Origin of the sequence: Pauljensenia sp. 27098_8_83, assembly GCF_041432695.1 — a bacterium.
Lineage (GTDB): Bacteria > Actinomycetota > Actinomycetes > Actinomycetales > Actinomycetaceae > Pauljensenia.
Window position 1 is genome coordinate 21,623 of record NZ_JAPWAD010000024.1, and the last position, 21,304, is coordinate 42,926.

The 21,304-nt window shown below is 65.4% G+C and carries 16 protein-coding genes; 4 read left to right on the forward strand and 12 right to left on the reverse strand.

The features are described 5' to 3' along the window. Nucleotides 1-42 precede the first annotated feature (42 nt). Nucleotides 43-858, forward strand: coding sequence for an exodeoxyribonuclease III (locus O3656_RS08725; RefSeq protein ID WP_500063605.1), 816 nt, complete (start codon nt 43-45; stop codon nt 856-858). A 76-nt stretch (nt 859-934) separates the two neighbouring features. On the opposite strand, the gene O3656_RS08730 is transcribed toward O3656_RS08725, so the two are convergent. The 12 genes from O3656_RS08730 to dnaK all read right to left on the reverse strand — a co-directional run bounded on the left by O3656_RS08730 (nt 935) and on the right by dnaK (nt 15,477). After that, entirely contained in the window at nt 935-1,738 is an 804-nt protein-coding gene (locus O3656_RS08730; protein ID WP_500063607.1) for a serine hydrolase domain-containing protein, read from the reverse strand. Then, nucleotides 1,735-2,514 (reverse strand): TetR family transcriptional regulator, encoded by a 780-nt coding sequence (locus tag O3656_RS08735; RefSeq protein ID WP_500063609.1) that lies wholly within the window; start codon nt 2,512-2,514, stop codon nt 1,735-1,737. The genes O3656_RS08730 and O3656_RS08735 overlap by 4 nt, the downstream gene beginning before the upstream one ends. Before the next feature lie 75 nt (nt 2,515-2,589). Then, complete coding sequence (gene clpB, locus O3656_RS08740; protein ID WP_500063610.1) at nt 2,590-5,202, reverse strand: ATP-dependent chaperone ClpB; 2,613 nt, start codon at nt 5,200-5,202, stop codon at nt 2,590-2,592. 120 nt (nt 5,203-5,322) lie between these two features. Continuing rightward, on the reverse strand, nt 5,323-5,985 hold the full coding sequence (locus O3656_RS08745; RefSeq protein ID WP_500063612.1) for a type III secretion system chaperone family protein: 663 nt from the start codon (nt 5,983-5,985) through the stop codon (nt 5,323-5,325). A 435-nt stretch (nt 5,986-6,420) separates the two neighbouring features. Further along, on the reverse strand, nt 6,421-7,752 hold the full coding sequence (locus O3656_RS08750) for a DUF418 domain-containing protein (RefSeq protein ID WP_500063613.1): 1,332 nt from the start codon (nt 7,750-7,752) through the stop codon (nt 6,421-6,423). An 88-nt stretch (nt 7,753-7,840) separates the two neighbouring features. Next, nucleotides 7,841-8,524, reverse strand: coding sequence for a hypothetical protein (locus tag O3656_RS08755; protein ID WP_500063614.1), 684 nt, complete (start codon nt 8,522-8,524; stop codon nt 7,841-7,843). A 72-nt stretch (nt 8,525-8,596) separates the two neighbouring features. After that, nucleotides 8,597-9,340: a type 1 glutamine amidotransferase gene (locus tag O3656_RS08760; RefSeq protein ID WP_500063615.1), complete on the reverse strand. Its 744-nt coding sequence runs from the start codon at nt 9,338-9,340 to the stop codon at nt 8,597-8,599. After that, entirely contained in the window at nt 9,337-10,647 is a 1,311-nt protein-coding gene (locus O3656_RS08765) for a Mur ligase family protein (RefSeq protein ID WP_500063616.1), read from the reverse strand. The genes O3656_RS08760 and O3656_RS08765 overlap by 4 nt, the downstream gene beginning before the upstream one ends. 691 nt (nt 10,648-11,338) lie before the next feature. Continuing rightward, nucleotides 11,339-11,893 (reverse strand): heat shock protein transcriptional repressor HspR, encoded by a 555-nt coding sequence (locus tag O3656_RS08770; protein ID WP_500063617.1) that lies wholly within the window; start codon nt 11,891-11,893, stop codon nt 11,339-11,341. 3 nt (nt 11,894-11,896) lie between these two features. Continuing rightward, nucleotides 11,897-12,946, reverse strand: coding sequence for a DnaJ C-terminal domain-containing protein (locus O3656_RS08775; protein WP_500063618.1), 1,050 nt, complete (start codon nt 12,944-12,946; stop codon nt 11,897-11,899). A 42-nt stretch (nt 12,947-12,988) separates the two neighbouring features. Next, the gene (locus tag O3656_RS08780) at nt 12,989-13,645 is read right to left on the reverse strand and encodes a nucleotide exchange factor GrpE (protein WP_500063619.1); all 657 of its coding nucleotides are present in this window, start codon (nt 13,643-13,645) and stop codon (nt 12,989-12,991) included. Continuing rightward, nucleotides 13,642-15,477: a molecular chaperone DnaK gene (gene dnaK / locus O3656_RS08785; RefSeq protein ID WP_016460437.1), complete on the reverse strand. Its 1,836-nt coding sequence runs from the start codon at nt 15,475-15,477 to the stop codon at nt 13,642-13,644. The genes O3656_RS08780 and dnaK overlap by 4 nt, the downstream gene beginning before the upstream one ends. Before the next feature lie 467 nt (nt 15,478-15,944). Here dnaK and O3656_RS08790 point away from each other — a divergent pair, with 467 nt between their 5' ends. The 3 genes from O3656_RS08790 (at nt 15,945) to O3656_RS08800 (ending at nt 20,204) form a co-directional block, all read left to right on the forward strand. Then, complete coding sequence (locus O3656_RS08790) at nt 15,945-18,323, forward strand: alpha-L-fucosidase (protein WP_500063620.1); 2,379 nt, start codon at nt 15,945-15,947, stop codon at nt 18,321-18,323. Between the two features lie 79 nt (nt 18,324-18,402). Next, complete coding sequence (locus O3656_RS08795) at nt 18,403-19,560, forward strand: class I SAM-dependent methyltransferase (RefSeq protein WP_500063622.1); 1,158 nt, start codon at nt 18,403-18,405, stop codon at nt 19,558-19,560. 188 nt (nt 19,561-19,748) lie between these two features. After that, nucleotides 19,749-20,204: a GNAT family N-acetyltransferase gene (locus O3656_RS08800; RefSeq protein ID WP_500063623.1), complete on the forward strand. Its 456-nt coding sequence runs from the start codon at nt 19,749-19,751 to the stop codon at nt 20,202-20,204. The last annotated feature ends 1,100 nt before the right edge of the window (nt 20,205-21,304 follow it).

Genomic DNA, 21,304 nt, shown 5'->3' on the forward strand with positions numbered 1-21,304 from the left:
TTCACACAGCCGCTCCCCCGCCCCACCGATAGGCTCAACCCCATGAGATTCGCGACCTGGAACGTCAACTCCATCCGCACGCGCGTCGACCGCGTCATCGCTTTCCTCCAGCGCTCGGGCACGGACGTTCTCGCCATGCAGGAGATCAAGTGCCGCCCCGACCAATTCCCCATCGAGCCGTTCGAAGAGGCGGGCTACCACGTCGCAATCCACGGTCTCAACCAGTGGAACGGTGTCGCCGTGGCCTCGCGCCTGCCGATTCTCGAGGTTCGCGACCACTTCCCCACCCAGCCCACCTTCGGTGAGCCGCCCGTCGTCGAAGCCCGCGCGCTCGGAGTCACCGTCGACACGACCGGCGTTCTCCCCGCCGAGGACGGGCAGGCCTCGTCGATGACGATCTGGAGCCTGTACGTGCCCAACGGCCGCGAGCTCACCCACCCGCACTACGCCTACAAGCTGACGTGGCTGGCGAACCTCGCCGAGCAGGGCCACTGCTGGCTGGAGGACCCCGCGGCCCGCATCGCCCTCGTCGGCGACTGGAACGTGGCGCCCCTGGACGAGGACGTGTGGGACATGAGCGCTTTCGAGGGCGCCACGCACGTGTCAGCCCCCGAGCGCGAGGCCTTCGCCGCCTTCGCCGCGGACGGCTGGGTCGAGGTCACGCGAGGCCACGTCACGAACTACACCTACTGGGACTACCAGAAGCTGCGCTTCCCCAAGAACGAGGGCATGCGCATCGACTTCGCATACTGCTCGCCGGCACTGGCCGCGCGCGTCAGCGGCGCGCAGATCGACCGCGACGAACGCAAGGGAAAGGGCGCCTCGGACCACGTGCCCGTCATCGTCGACGTCGACTAAGAGACAACGAGGCCGGGGGACAGTCCCGGCGCGAGTCGAGGCCTGGGTCGGTGCCCAGGCCTCGTCGCGTATTGGCTTAAGCGTGCTCGCGCGCGAGGCGCAGCAGCTGCGAGTTAAGCACCGACCAGTTGTCGTGGTGCCAGGGCCCGAAAGGCTCCGCGCCAACGAAGGCCGCACTGGCGCCCAGGTCACGGTCCGCCCACACGAAGGAGCCGGACTGCCCGAAGTGCCCTATCGTGCGCGGAGAGGCGTCGGGAGCAGTCCAGTGCGGCGACTTCTCGCCGCGAATTTCGAGGCCGAGACCCCACGGGCAGGGAGTGAAGCGCCCGTAGCCGGGCACGACACCGGCGAGCGCGGGGAACTGCGACAACCCCGCGAGGGCCGCCAAGGGGCCGCTCACCAGGGTCGGGCGGGCAAGCTCGGCGCCAAAGAGGCTGACATCTGCCGCACTCGCAACGCCGGCATGGGCGGGACTGCCGGGAATATCCGCCGTCGTCATGTGAAGCGGCTCGAAGACCGTGCGGCGCACCCACTCACAGACGCCGACGCCGGTGGCCGCTTCGACCACCTCGCCGAGAATGTCGAAGCCCTCGTTCGAGTAGATGCGGCGCTTCTCGGGAGCCGCAACGGGGCGGCGCCCCTCAAAGGGCAGGCCCGAGGCATGGGCCAGGAGGTGGCGAACCGTCGCCCCCTCGGGACCCGCGGGATCGTCGAGGGAGATCAGGCCACGATCAACCGCGACCAGCACCGACCACGCGACGATCGGCTTCGTCACCGACGCAAGCGGGAACACACGATCAACGTCGCCGTGCGAATAGACGACGTCGCCCCCGACACGAAGGACGAGGGCGACATCGAAAGACGGCAGTGTGCCGATCACGCGGTGGCCTCCGGGGCCGCAACCTCGGCGGCCGCAGTGGTCTTTTCGCTGATCTTACGCAGCGTGCGCGCGTAGACCTCAGCAACCTCCTCGGGCACCGAAGCGCCGAGCTTGAGGACGTAGTGCGCCGGCAGGTGCAGGAGCTGCACGCACACGGCCAGGAAGTCCGCGACGAACTCGCGAGCATCGATCGGCTCATCGTTGTAACGAGCCGAGACGACCGAGCCGTACCAGTAGCGGATGAGGATCTTCGCCAGGGTGCGAGGCGTGGTACCGATGTCGGCACCCTCCTCCTCGACGAAGTTCTGGATCATCGCAGTGAGGGCTTCCTCCATCTGCTGCGTGCGGTACTTGTAGTGGGCGTGCGCCGGGTGCGTCTCCGAAGAGGACTCGGCCCACAGGACACAGTCCAGAGCGATGGCCGCGTCAGCGCCGGGCTTCATGGCGAAGCGCATCTCGCCGACCGCCCAGTCAACAAACGAGCCGGCGGTGATGCCGCCCTCGTCGAAGCCACCTTCCGATTCCTCGTTAATGGTGACGTCGAAGAGAGCGTTCATCTCCTCGTGACGCTGGATCGCACTGCGCAGGATCGCTTCCTTGGACGGGAAGTGATAGACGACGGCGGGGTGCGAAATACCGACTCGACGGCCGAGGTCGCGCAGAGAGAAGCCGTTGTAGCCTCGCTCTGCGATCAAAACCATCGCTGCCGAGAGGATGGATTCACGCGTCGCCTGTCCTACGGAGTAGGCGCCACGGGCCTTCCTCTGGGTTGTCATATCATCTCCTGCTGTTGCAGACGCCACATACCGCGCGTCCGAAATACACACTGGTAGTCAGTGTACCGCGTAATCTCAGGGTTTATCAACATTCATGACAAGCCCGTCGATGGAGTCGTTAATGTCAACTGTCACATTCTGACCATCTTGAACGTCTCCCCCGAGCAGCAGAACAGCCAGTCGATCACCGATCTCCCGCTGAATCAGGCGACGCAGCGGACGGGCACCGAATGCCGGATCATAGCCCACGCGAGCGAGCCATCCGCGGGCCGGTTCGGTTACTGTCAAACCGATGCGACGCTCACGGAGACGAGACTCCAGCGACGCAACGAGCAGATCGACGATCTCACCCAGATTTTCGCGGGTAAGCGCGTCAAACATGACCGTCTCATCCAGCCTATTGAGGAACTCCGGACGGAACGCCGAGCGAACAACAGACATGACAGACTCCCGCTTTCCTTCGGGTGTCAAGTCGGGGTCCGACAGGAACTGCGATCCGAGGTTCGATGTGAGGATCAGGATGGTGTTTCGGAAGTCCACCGTCCGCCCCTGCCCGTCCGTGAGACGTCCATCATCCAACACCTGCAGAAGAATGTCGAAAATCTCAGGATCAGCCTTCTCAACTTCGTCCAGAAGGACGACAGAATACGGACGCCGACGCACAGCCTCGGTCAGCTGACCGCCCTGCTCGTAGCCCACGTACCCCGGAGGGGCACCGACGAGGCGCGCAACCGAATGCTTCTCGGAGTACTCCGACATGTCAATGCGCACCATGGCACGCTCGTCATCGAAGAGGAACTCCGCGAGCGCCTTCGCCAGTTCAGTCTTGCCCACACCCGTCGGGCCGAGGAACAGGAACGAACCGGTCGGACGGTTGGGATCGGACAGCCCCGCGCGCGAACGACGGACCGCGTCCGACACCGCTCGCACGGCGTCTTTCTGACCAATGAGGCGCTTTCCGAGCTCGTCCTCCATGTGCAGAAGCTTGTCGGTCTCAGTTTGCAGGAGCTTACCCGTCGGAATTCCGGTCCACGCTTCGATCACCTCGGCGATTTCTGCGGGGCCGACCTTCTCGGCGATCATCGGCTCCTCATCGCCACGAGCATCCTGGGCCTCAGCCTGCGCTTCGGCCTCGGCGATCTGGCGCTCAACCGCGGGAATCTCGCCGTTCTGGAGGCGGCCAGCCTCTTCCCAGCGTCCCTCGCGCACGGCCAGATCGAGCTGAGTGCGCAGCGTATCGAGCTGAACACGCAGGTCACCGACGCGGTTGTGACCGGCCTTCTCGGCCTCCCAGCGCGCAGTGAGCGCACGCAGCGTCTCTTCACGGTCGGCCAGGTCAGCGCGCAGCTTGCTCAGACGATCCTGGGTGGCCTCGTCGAGACCCTCCGGATCGGACTCGGTCAGGTAGGACTCCTCCATACGAAGGCGATCCACGCTACGGCGCAGCTCGTCGATCTCGACCGGCGAGGAGTCCAGCTCCATGCGCAGGCGAGAGGCGGCCTCGTCGATCAGGTCAATGGCCTTGTCGGGCAGCTGTCGGCCCGTGATGTAGCGGTTCGACAGGGTGGCAGCGGCGACGAGAGCACCGTCGGAGATCGTCACCTTGTGGTGCGCCTCGTACTTCGGGGCGATGCCACGCAGGATGGCGACGGTATCCTCGACCGAGGGCTCACCGACGAACACCTGCTGGAAGCGACGCTCCAGCGCGGGGTCCTTCTCGATGTTCTCGCGGTACTCGTCGAGCGTGGTCGCGCCGACCATGCGCAGTTCACCGCGGGCAAGCATGGGCTTGAGCATGTTGCCGGCATCCATTGCGCCCTCGGAGCCACCACCCGCGCCGACGACCGTGTGCAGCTCGTCGATGAAGGTGATGATCTGACCGTCGGAACGCTGAATTTCAGCGAGAACGGCCTTGAGGCGCTCCTCGAACTCACCGCGGTACTTCGCGCCGGCGACCATCGACGAGACGTCGAGGGAGACCAGGCGCTTGTCGCGCAGGGACTCGGGGACATCGCCAGCGACAATGCGCTGGGCGAGGCCTTCGACGACGGCCGTCTTACCGACGCCAGGCTCACCGATCAGAACAGGGTTGTTCTTGGTGCGCCGGGACAGCACCTGGATGACGCGACGAATCTCGTTATCTCGCCCGATGACCGGGTCGAGCTTGCCTTCGCGGGCAACCTCCGTGAGGTCGCGGCCGTACTTGGACAGGGCCTCGAAGGATCCCTCGGGGTCCGCCGAGGTAATCGGGTCGGGGCGCAGCTGCGCGAGAGCCTGCGTCAGCGCGTCGGCGCTTGCCCCACCCTGGGTAAGGATTCGACCGGCCTCGGTCTGCGAGGCAGCCAGCGCGATGAGCAGGTGCTCGGTCGAGATGTACTGGTCACCGCCGGCCTCGGCGCGCTCTCCAGCGTCGCGAACGATCGCGAGCAGCGCGTTCGAGGGCTGCGCGTTTCCCGTGGACGCGCCCTGCGCGCTCGGCAGCGCCACGAGGGCGTTGCGGGTGCGCGCACCGATTGCGCGCACGTCGGCGCCAACAGCCTCGAGAAGGGAGAGCGCGATGCCTTCACGCTGCTCAATCAGAGCTTCGAGCAGGTGGATGGGCTCCACCTGCGGGTTACCGGCCGCACCTGCAGCCGCGAGCGCAGAGGAGACGGCCTCCTGCGCCTTTGTTGTCATTTCACGTGCCATGAAATTACTCCTCCAAATGGTTTGTCTGGTGGCGCCGATCCACTCGACGCCTTCTGACAGACACAACGAAGCCAAAGTTGAGTCTATTCCACTCAACTTCGAATCTCAGGAGGATGTGACTCAGTTCTCTGGAAGCCAGGCGGGGCCATCAAAGCCGCGCTGATGCCCACCGGATGGACCAGGCCCCTCGTCCCCATCGAGACCGTAGCGCTCCTCAAGCGCACGGAATAGCTGCAGGGTCGTCGCGAGCGCGCACATCACCTGCTGAACGAGCTGCGCATCCGTCGCACCATACTCGTAGTCAGCATTCACCTCGGCGACGACACGGTCACCCTCGTCCTGGTCAGCGACGTACGCCTTCGGCCAGAGGAACTCGCCGTGCCAGGCCTGCAGGAAGTCACGCAGATCCTCACCGAATTCAATCGGCACAAGGCTCTTCATGAACGCAACGATCGACAGCACCTCGCGAGAGTCACCGAGGAAGCGGAAGCAGAACAGATGCCCTTCCCACAAACCGCAGAGATCCCCGTCGTTATCGATACGCCACGTCCATCCCTCAGAGTCGAACAGGAGGCCCAAGCGCTCCTGCGTGATGGGGCGAACCATATCGAAACGATTGGCTTCAAACTCCGAATTACCCGTGACAATTCCTTCCGGAGGTGCTGCTTTGCTACCTCCCCATTGTTCCATATCAGAGGCGGTATCGTCCGGCAGATTGCGGCGGCGAGGCGTCTCCTCACCGTCGGCTCCTCCGTCGGCATCCGCCCGCCATAGCCAGCCCATGATGTTCCCCTATTCGTGCCGATGTTCATTGACGCGCCACTGCGTCGCTACAGACGGGGCGAGAGTGCGCCGACCGCCCCCCACGATGGTCTGCACATGCATTTCCATTGGCGCCTCCTCCGCTCACCTCATCGTGTTACCAGCACGTGTCTTGGTGCTTTCACAGTAGCGTAGAAACCGCGAAAAACCAATGCCCCCAAGGCTTTTGCGTTGCCGCCGAACGCCACCACTGCGACATCGCCGCACCATCGTCGCAGCTCACCCGGGGGGCATGGCGCAACTATTTTTCATTTGTATTCTTGATCACATTTGCAATTAGCTCTTGCAGAATGCAAAGGTTTCTACTAAATAGACCAATTTGTATTGATTGAGCCCGGAGAATCCTCGGAAATCCCTTCAGTACACGGCAGGCGGCATGAGAGACGCCAAACAGGGTCAGTCCCGGCACTGCCCCTCGGCTCCTACCGGAGCCACAGGGAATGCGAGAGCCAGGGCGGGCAGCGGCAGAGGCCTCGCCGTCTTGGCAACCAGCCAACGCAGCGCCCACTCCGCGGGACCGCGCGAGGATCCCGCGACCTCGGCAAGCACGCAACCGAACCCAATCAGCGCCCAGACCCCCAGAGCGATCAGGCCGGACACCGCCACACCCAGGACACGTACGCCGAACGCGCCAAGCACGCCGCACATAAAAATAAAGAGCAGCGTCTGTGACAGGTAGGCGGTCATCGAGCGTCGGCCGATCGCGCTCAGGAACGCGCACACCGAGCCGAGATTCTCGCGTGGCCCGCCTCCTACGAGCGCGAGCAGCGCCAGCCAGCCGCAGGCTCCCGCGACGCCGGAGGCATGGAAGAGCGGATACGACCAGGACGCCGACCCGGCAAAAGCCCAGTCCAGCTGCATGAGGGCGAAGGGAACGGCCCCCAGCGCGCCGATCAACAGGCCACCACACGCGATCCCTGCCAAGAGCGCACCACGCCCACGCGGATCCTGCAGGAGGCCCCAGCGCGCAACTCCCACGCCAATCATGACGCAGGGGACCACGAGCGCCGTCAGGACAGTCATCGGCGTCGCGATAAGCCAGGAGGCAAGCGATACCAGCGGATACCCCGCATCCAGCTGTACGGGATCGTGGAACTCAAACACCATCGGCTCGCGCCCCGCCATCGCCGCCATCGACCAAATCCCGAGCATGCTCAAGGAGGCGATGATCGCGCCGATCAGTACGCGCAGCCACGCGCGCCTCATAACGATAACCTCGGCGAAAATGACCGCCACGAGACCGTACGCGCCGATAATGTCACCCGCGAAGAAGATCCCATGCACCAGGCCGAACGCCAGCATCCACCAGCCACGGCGGCGAATCAGGCGCGCGGCCGCGCGGCGCGCACGACGCTCAACAGCGTCACGGACAATCTCCCGCTGGAGAGGATTCCACCCGGCGCTCAACTCGGGGAGAATCGCATCCATCGCGACGCGGCGCTCGCGCTCGATCGTGCGCGAGGCCATGATCGCCATACCAAAGCCGAACAGAATCGAAAACAGCGGATACGCGCGACGGTCCACGAACAGGGTTCGCACCAGGTACCACCACTGATCGGCGTCGTTCATGGCCGCCAGCGCCGCCTCGCCCGCGTGCGGCGCGTCCGGAAAATAGCGCAGCCAGAAGGGCACATTTGCCAGCGCAATGAGCGCGAGCATGAAGCCGCGCGCGACGTCGGGGGCGGGGAAACGCACCTGACGTTCGCCCGTGAAAGACAGGGTGTGCATGACATCCTTCCTCGTGGTGGTGTCGGTGCAGCAAAGGGGCGAGGCCGGAGATCCTCCGGGGCCTCGCCCCCTCACGCGCGAACTGCTGTCATCCGATAGCCGACATCATCGCCTGCTGTTGAATCTCTCGGCGCCTGCCGTTGGCTTTCACCACGAGCACGATGCCGATGATCATGATGACCGTGCCGCCGACGCCGACGACCGTGGACCAAATGAGGCCGTTCGTCCCCGACTTGGTGACGTCACCGGCGCTGACATCCATGCCCGCAATGTCGGCCCCCGCAGGCAGACCCTCACAGTCGATGCGGTAGGTACCCGCGGGCAGATCCGTGGCCGTGTAGTAGTTGTTGACCCCTGCGAACGTATGCATATCGTAGACGTCGCCATCCGTGTCCGTCATCGTGCACGACGTTGCCTCGGCGTCACCGAGGAGGATCGTGTACTGTCCGTTGGCGCCAACCTCGACGGTCCCGCCATTGGTAATGCTGACAGCGTTCACATTCTCGGGCGTTTCCGTGTTGACGCCTGAGAAAGCGACCACAGCGAAGATGACCGGGGCGATGATCAGCATCATCAGCAGGCCGAGGACGATCATGATCGTGCCGGGAGCCCGACTGGGCAGCTTCATGATGGGCATGACCGCGGGGCCGCCGTAACCGGCACCCGGATAGGCACCCTGAGGAGGCATCGCGCCGTTCGCACCATCTTGTCCGTACTGCGGCCAGGGGGTGCCCTGCTCGCCGGAAGCTCCGTAAGGCCTGGGGTTCGACATGAGGAAATCCTTCCTAGGAATTCGTTTGTGCCAGCATAGCAACGCAGGGGCTCAGCGCGGGCCCCGACGGCGTCATCGGGCCTCGTGAACGATGCGCAGGCGCTCGGCGCGCAGCTGGGCAACACCGGGGACCTCGAGAGGTTCTAGCGCAGACCCCGTGGCGCGCTGCAGCAGCAGGTCCGCCAGCTCCGGATTACGCGCGAGAGCAGGGCCGTGCATATAGGTCGCGATGATGGACCCCTGGACGGCGCCGTCGTAGCGCACCTCGGGTGGGGTCGTGCCGCGAGGCGTGCCGTTGCCGACGCCGGACAGGACGCGTCCCAGCGGGGCCGCATCGGGGCCGAGGACGGTACCGCCCCCGTGATTTTCAAAGCCCGTCAGAGTCTGCGTGAGGCCGTCGAGAACGGGCTCACAGACGAGCTCGCCGATGGCCCGGTGCCCCTGAGGCTCGGTCGTGATGTCGAGGACGCCCATGCCCGGCACGCGAGCGCCGCGCGCATCCTCGTACCAGTGGCCGAGGACCTGCAGGGATGCGCAGATCGCTAGGAGCGGGCGGCCCGCATCGAGGGCGCGGGCGAGGCCCGAGGTGCGGCGGAACTTGTCGGCAGCGAGCGCCTGAGCGGTGTCCTCGCCGCCGCCGAGCGTGTAGATGTCGAGGCTGTCAGGGATCTCCTCGGTGAGCCCAACGTGGACGACCTCGGCGTCGATGCCGCGCCTGCGGGCGCGTTCGGCGAGAATCAGCGCATTGCCGCTGTCACCGTAGGTACCCAGCACCTCGGGCATGAGGACGCCGATTCGCAGCGTGGAGGCGCTCATCGCGTGCCTTCCTTTCGATCGAGCAGGACCTTGAAGTCGCGCATGGCCGTGTAGTTGAGGAGTATCTCGACGCGGCCCGGCTCGCAGAGCGCCAAGGCATCCATGGGCAGCGGGACGAGGTCGCAGTGCACGCCCGCGTATTCGAGGCGCACAGCAAGGTCGGCACCGCGCTCACCGCAGGCGACAACGCGACGCCCCTCGCGCTTCACGGCGGAGAAGTCGACGTCCCACAGCCAGGAGAGGTCCTGGCCGTCGGGAACCTGGCCGTTGACGCCGATGACGACCTGATCGACGCGCGGGTCGATCATCGTCATGGCTTCCTGCCATCCTGCCGGGTTCTTCGCCAGCATCAGACGGGCACGGCGCCCGTTGACGTCGTGCACGGAGTAGCGCCCGGCGACCTCGGTGACGCCGCTGACGGCGGCTGCCGCGACAGCCGGGTCGATACCCATGGCGACCGCTGCGGCGACCGCCTGCGCTGCGTTGCCGAGGTTCGCGCGCCCGGGAAGCAACAGGTTAAGGGGGACGCTGATGCCGTCCGGTCCGCGCAGCGTCGCACGCGGCCCTTCGGGGGAGAGCTCAACCTCCTCGAGCCACCACTCGGGCTGCGGACGGCTCGTCAGTTCCGGCAGTTCCTCCCCCTCGAATGCGGGGATCAGATGCCAGTCGTCACCGGAGCGGACAACACGCCCACCGCGCGGATACGCGGCAGAGTCACCACCCCATCCTCCACCGGCTGCGACCCACACGACGTTCGGATTGTCGGCGGCGGCCGAGGCGATGAGGGGGTCATCGCAGTTCGCGACGACGACGGCGTCCGGATGAGCCGAGGCCCCCTCGCGCAGGCGACGCTCCACCGCTCCGATCTCCCCCACACGATCAAGCTGGTCGCGCGAGAGGTTGAGGTAGACGAAGACGGCCGGATCCACGTCGGCCGCAACGGCGGGGACGTGCATCTCGTCGACTTCGAGGGCGGCACGCGTCGCACCCTTGCCCTGCATGAGAGCCGTGAGGACGCCCGACGTCATGTTGTCGCCGTTGATGTTCGAGGCGACACGACCAGCGCTTTCGAGCGCCGCACGCACCATGCGCGTTGTCGTCGACTTGCCGTTCGTGCCGGTGACGATCACGGATGAACAAGGGGCGGCCAACTCCTTGAGGAGCTTCGGGGAGATACGCAGCGCGACCTCGCCGCCAATCATGCCGCCAGAACCGCGCCCAAGGGCCCGGGACGCGAAGCGGGCAGCCCCGCCTGCAGCCATAGCCAGGCGAGAGCGCACCGACAGGTGATGCGAAGAATTCGTCATGTATCCACGTTAACGCATGCGGGGTGCTGGCCGCGTCGCCGACGCATATCGGCCTCCCCCACCAGGACGAGGCCGGGGACCACCGAGAGGGTGGCTGTCCTCGCGCGACACGCGGATGTGTCCCCGACCTGCGCAGATAGTTACGCATTGCATACTGACGTTACATACGCCATTTCTGTGTGATGGCATCGATATTGCTCGGCGGTTTATTTCGACCGCTCAGCCGCCCGACAACACCGCCCGAGCAGCCCAAGATCTCAGCATTTTCAAGGAAAACACCTCATCGTCGATAAACTTGCAGGTCAGAGGGTATTTCAGAAAAAGAGTTACGAATCAGACGCACATTTTTCCTACGCCCCCTGCACGTTTGCCCCAAGCGACGAACACCCCAAAAATCGACTACCGAAACCCACCGTGACCTGGTAAAACTATGTTCAGCGGGCGCAAGCCTGCCGCCTGTTCCAGGCTTCGGTCGGGAATCCTGTGTGCCCCCGGATTCTCGATCGAATATGCTGCGGGACCCATCCACTGGATGGGTCCCGCAGTCCTTTATGTCTCAGTGTCGTGCCACTGAGGACCAATGCGCCTCTCTCAGCGTCGTGCCGCTGAGAACCGATGCAGCCTTCTCAGCGTCGTGCCACTGAGAACCGATGCAGCCTTCTCAGCGCCCTACTGACAAGAGCGATGCGGGTTACCGCTGGGGGACGAGCGTCCCCTCGATGACGTTGCGCGCCTTCGAAGGCGGCGGCGCCGGAAGCTCCGAGCGCGCCGACGTCTGGGCGGCCGCGAGCGCAGCAAGAGCGCGCACAGGGCTCCACACGGTGAGGGAGCCACCGGAGCCATTCGTTCGCCGTGACGTGCGATCCCACGGCCGCTGGCCTCGCTGTAGTGGCATGACCTGACCGTCCGCGGACGCAGCAAACACTCGATTGCGCCTGGCTTCAGCGGCCGTGACCGCGTCGCGCAGGGCGTCCCGTTCCTCTTCCAGGGCCTCGACGCGGCGCTCGAGCTCGAGGATGCGTCGGATTCCTGCGAGGTTGATGCCCTCTTCCTGGCTCATCCGCTGCACGTCGCGCAGGCGCTGCACGTCGCGTTTCGTGTAGCGGCGACCCCGCCCTTTGGTGCGGGCGGGGATCACCAGGCCGAGTCGGTCGTACTGGCGCAGGGTCTGCGGGTGCATGCCCGCCAGCTCGGCCGCAACCGAGATGACGAACGTCACCGCGTCGTCCGTTCCAGTGCTCGCCATCGCTTACTCCTCCGAGGCCTCGGCGAGGGAAGCGCGCACGTCGAGGTCGCCCTCGGCCGCCGCCAGCTCCTTCGCGAGCTTCTTCAGCTCGCGGCTCGGCTTCTCGGGGACGCGGATGGCCACGCGGGCAATGAGATCGCCGGTCGCCTTGGAGGTCTTCACTCCCCCGCCGCGCACGCGAATCTCAGTGCCCGAGGAGGACCCTGCGGGCACCTTCACCGTGGCCGTGTTGCCGTCGATCATGGGCACGTCGACGACGGTGCCGAGGATTGCCTCGGAGACGGTCACCGGCAGTGTCACAACCAGGTCGTTTCCTTCGCGCGTGTACACGGGGTGCGGCTTGACGGTCACGGCGACCTCGAGGTCACCAGCGGGACCGCCGTTGACGCCGGGCTTGCCGTGGCCCTTCACGCGAACCTTCTGCCCGTCCTTGATGCCCGCGGGAATGCGGACCTTGATCGGGGAGCCGCCAACCTTGATGGTCAGCGTCGCACCGTTGAGGGCCTGACGGAAGGAGATGGACAGCTTCGCGCGCACCGTTCCACCCTTTTCGGGGGCCGGGGCCGCCTGCTGGGCGTGACCGCCCGCACCGAAGGACGAACCGAAGGGGTCACCCCCAAATCGGGCGCCTGCACCGCCGCCACCACCGAAGAGGCCGGAGAGGATGTCCTCGAAACCAGCGCCGCCGCCGGGCATGCCGGAGGTCTGGAAGCGCACGTTGTGGCCGCCGCCCCCAAAACCGCCACCGCTGAAGCCGCCGAAGAGGTCCTCGAAGCCACCGGTGCCGCCGGATCCGGCGGAGAATCGAGCTCCACCGCCGGCCATCGCGCGAATCGCGTCGTAGCGCTTGCGATCCTCATCGTTAGACAGGACCGCGTATGCCTCGCCAATTTCCTTGAACTTGGCTTCGGCCGCCTTGTCGCCCGGGTTCTGATCCGGGTGCCACTGCCGCGCCAGCTTGCGGTAGGCCTTCGTAATGGCCTTCTTATCCGCCTTCTTATCGACTCCCAGGACCTTGTAGAAGTCCTTCGAGAACCATTCTTGTTCACTCACGCGCGTTTCACCTCACTTTCAGTCACGAGCGTGTTGTTGCTGTTATTCAGGGTTGTTCACCAGCACCTTCGCGGCGCGCACCACGCGGTCTCCGCGGCGATAGCCACTGGTGAGCACCTGCCCGATGACGGGATGATCGACGTCCGCGCTGGTCGTCGCCATCAGGGCGTCATGCAGGGCCGGATCGAAGTCGTCGCCCTCGGCGCCGTAGCGCTCCAGCTCGAAGCGCGTCTTGAGCGTCTCCTCGAGCTTCGTGGCGATCGACGCAAAGGGACCGTCCTCCAGGTCGCCGTGCGCACGGGCGGCGGCGATGTCGTCGAGAACGCTGATGAGCGACTCGATGACCTCGTCCTGGCCGGCGGTCTTGTGACCGGGGATGGCCTCCTTGGAGCGACGCACGTAGTTGGCGTACTCCTGGCCCTGGTTGTACAGCTCCGCGTTGGCGCGGGCCAGCTGATCCTCGACGGCCGCGATGCGCTCGAGGGCCTTGGCGAGGTCAGAGTCCTCAATCTGTTCCTCGAAGGCACTCATGTCGTCGACCGAAGCCTCGGACGAGGCCTGGGCTACGTCATCCGCACCGGGTGCGGCGTCGTTGTTCTCGGCCGCCTGGCCGGCCGGGGCCGACTCGACAGAGTCGGCCCCGGCGACGTTGGCGTCTTCGTTGGGCGCCGAGAAACCGTTGGTTTCTTCGGTGCTCACTTGTCATCCTCGTCAACGATCTCGGCGTCCACGACATCGTCCTGGGCAGGAGCGGACTGCGCCGCGGCCTCGTCGGCCTGCTGCTTGGCATAGATCTCCTGACCGATCTTCATGCCGGACTCGGACAGGGTCGCCATCGCGGTCTTCACGGCCTCGATGTCGTCACCCTTGAGGGCTTCCTTGACGGCGTCGACATCCTTCTGGACGGCCTCGCGGGTCTCCTCGGAGATCTTGTCGGCCTCGTCCTTGAGCAGCTTCTCCGTCGAGTAGACGGCCTGCTCAGCCTGGTTGCGAACATCGGCCTCTTCGCGGCGCTTCTTGTCCTCGGCGGCGTGCTCCTCGGCCTCGCGCACCATGCGGTCGATGTCCTCCTTGGGCAGGGAGGAACCACCGGTGATCGTCACCGACTGCTCCTTGCCGGTGCCGCGGTCCTTCGCGGAGACGTGAACGATACCGTTCGCGTCGATGTCGAAGGTGACCTCAATCTGCGGGACACCACGGGGAGCCGGCGCGATGCCGGACAGCTCGAAGGTGCCGAGCAGCTTGTTGTCGCGGGCGAACTCACGCTCGCCCTGGTAGACCTGGATGAGCACGGAGGGCTGGCCATCCTCGGCGGTGGAGAAGATCTCCGAGGCCTTGGTCGGGATCGCGGTGTTGCGATCGATGAGCTTCGTCATGACGCCACCCTTGGTCTCGATGCCGAGCGACAGGGGGGTCACGTCGATGAGCAGGACGTCCTTGCGGTCACCCTGGATGACGCCGGCCTGCAGGGCAGCGCCCACGGCGACGACCTCATCGGGGTTGACGCCCTTGTTGGGCTCGCGACCGCCGGTGAGCTCCTTGACGACCTCGGTAACGGCGGGCATACGGGTGGAACCACCAACGAGAACGACGTGGTCGATCTCGGAGACGGTCACGCCGGCCTCGGCCATGACGTCACGGAAGGGCTTCTTGGTGCGCTCGAGCAGGTCCGCGGTCAGTTCCTCGAACTTGGCGCGCGTGAGGGTCTCATCCAGGTGGATGGGGCCATCGGCAGTCATGGACAGGTACTGCAGCGAGATGTTCGTGGAGGTCGCGGAGGACAGCTCCTTCTTCGCCTGCTCGGCAGCTTCCTTCAGGCGCTGGAGGGCGACCGCGTCCTTGGACAGGTCGGCGCCGGTCTTGGCCTTGACCTGGTCGATCAGCCAGTTGACGATGCGCTGATCCCAGTCGTCGCCGCCCAGATGGTTGTCACCGGAGGTGGCGCGCACCTGAATGGTGGAGAAGCCGTCGTCATCCTTGCCCACCTCGAGGAGGGACACGTCGAACGTGCCGCCACCGAGGTCGAAGACCAGGATGAGCTCGTCTTCCTTGCCCTTTTCGAGGCCGTAGGCCAGAGCCGCGGCGGTGGGCTCGTTGACGATGCGCTCGACCTTGAGGCCGGCGATCTGTCCGGCGTCCTTGGTGGCCTGACGCTGCGCGTCGTTGAAGTAGGCGGGAACCGTAATGACGGCCTCGGTGACGGGCTCACCCAGGTAGGCCTCGGCGTCCCTCTTCAGCTTCTGGAGGATACGCGCGGAGATTTCCTGCGCGGTGTACTTCTTGCCGTCGATCTCCGTGGTCCAGTCGGTGCCCATGTGGCGCTTGACGGAGGAGATGGTGCGGTCAACGTTGGTGACCGCCTGACGCTTGGCGATCTCGCCAACCAGGACCTCGCCGGTCTTGGAGAAGGCGACGACCGAGGGGGTCGTACGAGCGCCTTCAGCGTTCGGGATGATGGTGGGCTCGCCGCCTTCGAGGACGGCGATAGCGGAGTTGGTGGTGCCGAGGTCGATACCGACTGCACGTGCCATGGTTGTTGTCCTTTCATTCGCTAGGCCGTCTCCGCTTCCGGAGCGGCTTGCGTTGGTCTGTGTGGTCTATGTGGTGCCGGGAGCTCCCGACACATCCTTGAGTCTGATGTACTCAACTTTAGGAGCCGGGTTTTTATTCCGCAACCCGTAGCTCTCAAACCTGAGTCTGATGTACTCAACCTTGGAGGCTTGGATTTTATTCCCTACCAAAACCTCCTCGGTATGAGCCACTCAAAACTTGAGTCTGATGTACTCAACTATCTTTTCAGACTTTTATTCCATCCCGACATGACAAGGCACAACACAGCCCGCTGGCACCAAAACATGCACAGCGTCAACCATTCGTAAGCCAAGCAAAAGCCCATCGTAAGTTTTTGCGAAACCTGAAAGTGGCACACCACACCCCTCCTCTGGCAAACTAGAAACGCTCTCAACGACTGAGAGCCCCGTCAATCAATGGAGACTTGATGCGCATCACGAAACGACTGGCTGGCAGCCTCCTCGCCGGCCTACTGACACTAGGAATGGCAGGTCCCGCTTTGGCCGACACGCCAGCAGCCGACGGCACCCAGTCGGGCACCACCGCCCCCCAGACCACCTACGACGCGCGCTACGCGATCCCCGCAGCCGTGCCCGCCTCCAGCGAGGCGAAGGTCGCGCAGTGGCAGGACATGAAGTACGCCATGTTCATCCACTGGGGCGTCTACTCCTCCTACGCAGGCTGGTACAAGGGCCAGAAGCAGGAAGTCGGCTACCCCGAGCAGATCAAGGCGTGGGGCCACCAGCAGACCTGGGACCAGCGAATCCCGCTGCAAGGCATCCCCCGCGAGGAATACCTGGCCACCGCCCAGACTTTCGAGGCCCCCAACTTCGACGCGACCGCGTGGTGCCAGCAGGCCAAGGACAGCGGCATGAAGATGCTGCTCATCACCTCCAAGCACCACGACGGCTTCGCCATGTGGGACACGGCCACGACCGACTACAGCTTCACGAAGCAGTCACCCTCCCACCGCGACCCGATCCTCGAACTGTCGCAGGCCTGCCAGAAGGTCGGCATCAAGTTCGGCCTCTACTTCTCCAACATCGACTGGGAGAAGCAGCCCGAGGACCCCTGGACGAACGCCAACACCCTGGATGAAGCGGGCTACATGGACTACATCCATGCCCAGCTCAAGGAGCTCCTCGGCGGCAAGTACGGCGAAATCTCCGAGCTCTGGTACGACATGGGCAAGCCCAACAAAGAGCAGTCCGACCAGCTGCGTACATGGGCCCACGAGCTCCAGCCGAACATCATGATCAACTCGCGCGTGGGTAACGACCGCGCGGACTTCGAGGTCGGCTGGGACAACGAGATGCAGTCCGAGCAGACCCAGGGCCCCTGGGAGTCAGCCGTCTCGATCTTCCACAAGACCTGGGGCTACGCCAACTGGGACGACGCCGCCCCCACCTACAAGGACACCGGCTACCCGGACTACACCGAGGAAGAATGGGACCACATCCAGCAGGTCGACAACACGACGGCCCTGCGTAAGGCCCCCGGCGGCGCCCACATCAAGACCACCGAGATCGTGGGCAACATGTTCTCGACCGTGGCCCTGGGCGGCCAGTTCCTCTTCAACGTCGGCCCGAAGTTCGACGGCTCCTACGACCCGTGGGACGCCTCCGTCCTCAAGGGCATCGGCGACTGGAACCGCGCACACCCCGGTATCCTTGGCAACTCGCGCCCGACCCACTACCCCATCGAGACCTGGGGCAAGACCATGGTCGATGACTCCCACATCTACCTGGGCATCGAGAAGTGGCCGGCCGACGGCACGATCACGCTTCGCGGCGCCGGTGCCAACGACATCGCCTCGGTGAAGCTCGACGGCTCCGACGCGGCTCTGACCTACAAGGTCGAGGGCAACGACCTCGTCATCACCCTGCCCGCACAGCCCGACGAGATCCTCCCCGTCGTCACGGTCACCACGAACGGCACCCCCAACTACGTGCCCACCGGCCTGACCACCATCGGCGAGCAGGCGACCACGATCCCCGCCTCCAGCCTCGAAAAGTTCAAGGCACCCACCCCCAAGACCGGCGAGACCAGCTTCACGGCATCCATCACCTCGGGCGACAAGGTCGCCTCGGGCGTGACCGTCTCCTTCGATACCGAGGGCTTCACGGACTCCTACGCGAAGTACAAGGTCACCGTCGCGGGCCAGACCATCAAGGGCCTGACCGTCGCCGACCTGAAGGCGGGCGTCGGGCCCTTCACGATCGGCCCGAACCAGACCGCTCGCGCCACCCTCGAGTACGACAACCCGGCATACGTGCTGAAGGGCTTCGGCAAGGACACGACCGTCAAGTCGGTCACCGTCAAGGCCGAGAAGTTCTCGACCCCCGCGCTCTCCGTCGAGCCGTCGACCGTCGAGGCTGGCAAGCCCGTCACCGTGAAGGGCACGGGCTTCGCGCCCGAGTCCACCGTGACGCTCACGCTGCACTCTGAGCCCGTCGAGGTCGGCACGGCCACCACGGACGCCAGCGGCAACTTCACCGCCGAGGTGACGGTCCCCGCCGCCACCGAGGCCGGCGACCACACGGTCGTCGCCGAGTCCGCCTCGCCGGCCGTCTCCGCGACCGCGCCGCTGACGGTCACCGCGCCCACCGCGCCGGCCCCGTCCGGTGATCCGAGCGCCGCTCCGAGCTCCCAGCCCTCCGCGGCCCCGGCCCCCGCCCCCGAACAGGGCGGCAAGGGCGGCCTGGCCCGCACCGGCACCAACGCGCTGCTCTTCGCAGCAGCCGCGCTGATCGCCGCGGGAGCAGGCACGGCGTTCATCCGCCGCTCACGCGCTGCCAAGGCCTAATCACCGCGTGGGCATAACCACCACAGGTGGGGGCGGGGCGCAGCTGACGACGCGCCCCGCCCCCACTTACACTTGAGGGATGCGCTGCGACCACTTCGATGCCGGAACCTGCCGGTCCTGCACCCTCCTCGACCAGCCCTACGAGCGTCAGCTCGCGGATAAGGCCGAGGCCGTCGCAGCCACCCTCTCCCCCGTCCCGGGAGCCGGCGAAATCTCCTGGCTGGCCCCGGCCTCGTCCCCCGAGAAGGGCTTCCGCACGAGCGCAAAGCTCGTCGTCGGAGGAAGCCGACGCCGCCCCACCCTCGGCATCCTCGGACCCGACCGCCGCGGCGTCGACCTGCCCGGCTGCCCCATCCAGCACCCGGCGATCAACCGCGCGACCCCCGGCCTCAAGCGCTTCATCCGATCCCTGAACCTCACCCCCTACGACGTTCCCACCAAGCGCGGGGAACTCAAGAACATCCTCATCACCGTGGGCGAGGGCGAGCGGCTGATGATCCGCTTCGTCCTGCGCACGCGCGACCGCGTCTCCGACATCCGCTCGGCGCTGCCGCTGCTGCGCGACCTCGTGCCGGCCGCCCACGTCGTCACCGCGAACATCCACCCCACGCACGAGGCCATCGTGGAAGGCCCCGACGAGATCATCCTGACGCGCGCACGCACACTGCCGCTGTCCGTGGAGGGGCTCGAGCTGGGGCCTCGTTCTTTCGCGCAGACCAACGCACACGTCGCCTCCGCGCTGTACGAGCAGGCCTCAGTGTGGGCGTCGCGTCCCTTCGCCGACGGACGTCTGCCCGAGAGCCTGTGGGACCTGTACTGCGGCGTCGGAGGCTTCGCCCTCGCTGCCGCGCGCGCCGGATTCCCGCGCGTCACCGGCGTCGAGGTGTCCTCCGGGGCGATCTCCTCGGCGATCAGCGCCGCACGCCACGCGGGCCTGTCGCGCTCGCGCGCGACCTTCATCGCGGACGACGCGACCTCGTGGGCGCGCGCCCAAGCACCCGAGGACGTACCCGACGTCATCGTCGTGAACCCGCCGCGCCGAGGCATCGGAGCCGACCTGGCCGCCTACCTGAACGAGTGCGACGCGCCCCGCGTCATCTACTCCTCGTGCAACCCCGCATCGCTGGCCACGGACCTGGCGGCCATGCCCACGCTGCGCCCCATCGAGGGCCGCATCTTCGACATGTTCCCACACACGACCCACGCCGAGGTCGCCCTCCTCCTCGAGCGCGCGTAGGCCGGGCACCGCCCGGGCCTCGTACTCAACCAGATGCGGTGCCAGCACAGACGAAGGCACCCCTCGCACACGACCACAGTCGCCCTCATCTATCGCTCATCACCGGCGGTCACACATCCCGTATATCAGCCAATCACGCTGGTTCACTGCCCCGTACCGTTACAATTGGACCTAACGTTAGGAGAAACATGACCGTCGAACTCATCACCGCCGCCACGCCCGAAATCCACGAGGCCATGGGGCGCCTGATCCCCCAGCTCTCCCGCTCAGCCGCCCCCATGAGCGAGGCCGACGTGGAGCGCTTCCTCGCCCAGTCCGGCGTACACCTCTTCGTGTTCCGCCCCGACACCGCTGACGCGGAAGGCAACCACCCGATCCTCGGCATGCTGTCGCTGGCCACCTTCGAAATCCCCACGGGCGTGCGCGCGTGGGTCGAGGACGTCGTCGTCGACGAGGGCGCCCGCGGCCAGGGAGCCGGCCAGTCCCTCGTCGTCGCCGCGATTGAGCACGCCCAGAAGATCGGCGCCCGCACCGTCGACCTCACCTCGCGCCCCTCGCGCGAGGCCGCGAACCGCCTCTACCAGCGCGCCGGCTTCCAGCTGCGCGAGACCAACGTGTACCGAGTGACGCTCGAGAAGAAGTGAGTCTGCGACGGTTGCACTGTTTGCGGCCTTAAGTCGTTTGCACTGCTTGCGTTGCTTGCTGATGCTTGCGTTGCCGCCCGCCCGCGCATGACGCGTGGGCGGGCGGTTTGCGTGGGGCAACGAACGCATAACCGACGGATCCGGGATGCGGTTCCCGCTGGCCGGTTGGGCATGGCCACCGGGCCCACGCGTATCGGCAGCGCATAACAGCGGCGTCGATGGGCGGGGCGATGGGCGCGAGAAAGGCCCTATGCAAGCCGCATCTGGCTTTCAGCGAGACAAAACTCGCCCTGCTACCCGGCTCGGCGGCCCACCCGGTACAAAACTCTCCCAGCAAGCCCCAAAACGCCGATTTCGGCCCACTTTTCGCATGCAGGGAGAACTTTGTACCGCTTCCGCCACCAACAACCCGAGCAGGGAGAACTTTATCCCGCATGCGGTGCCACTTCCGGTACAAAACTCTCCCAGCAAGCGGCCTTGGCAGGCCCACCCGGTACAAAACTCTCCCAGCACGCCCGGCTCGGCGGCCCACCCGGTACAAAACTCTCCCAGCAAGCGGCCTTGGCAGGCCCACCCGGTACAAAACTCTCCCAGCGAGCCCCAAAACGCCGATTTTGGCCCATTTTTCGCATGCAGGGAGAACTTTGTACCGCTTCCGCCACCAACACGACGAGCAGGGCGAACAATTTCGCGCACCAACACCCCACCGCACCCCAACAACGTGCCCCTCTCCAAATTTCGCATGCAATTCGATTGAATGAACTTTCAACAAAGCCCAGAAACGTTGCAATTCCGCCGATATGAATTCAAACTTTGAAATAGCGAAAAGGGAATTGCATGCGAAATTGGCGAAGCAGGATTGGAGGGCGGCGGGGCCAGGGCGGGCTCCAAGACGACGCACCGAGCCACACATCAGCGACACAGCGCCGCCGGTGCGAAGGGGGCCGGAGTGCCCGAAGGGCCTTGCCGCGGAGCCGACGAGCAGTGACAGGGGCAAGCCAGGCAAAACTCACACATTATTTCCCACGGTCACTTTTGGAGACCGCCCACAAACGTTGCAATTGCAACGACGCCAATTCATGATTTGAAGTAGCTGCAAG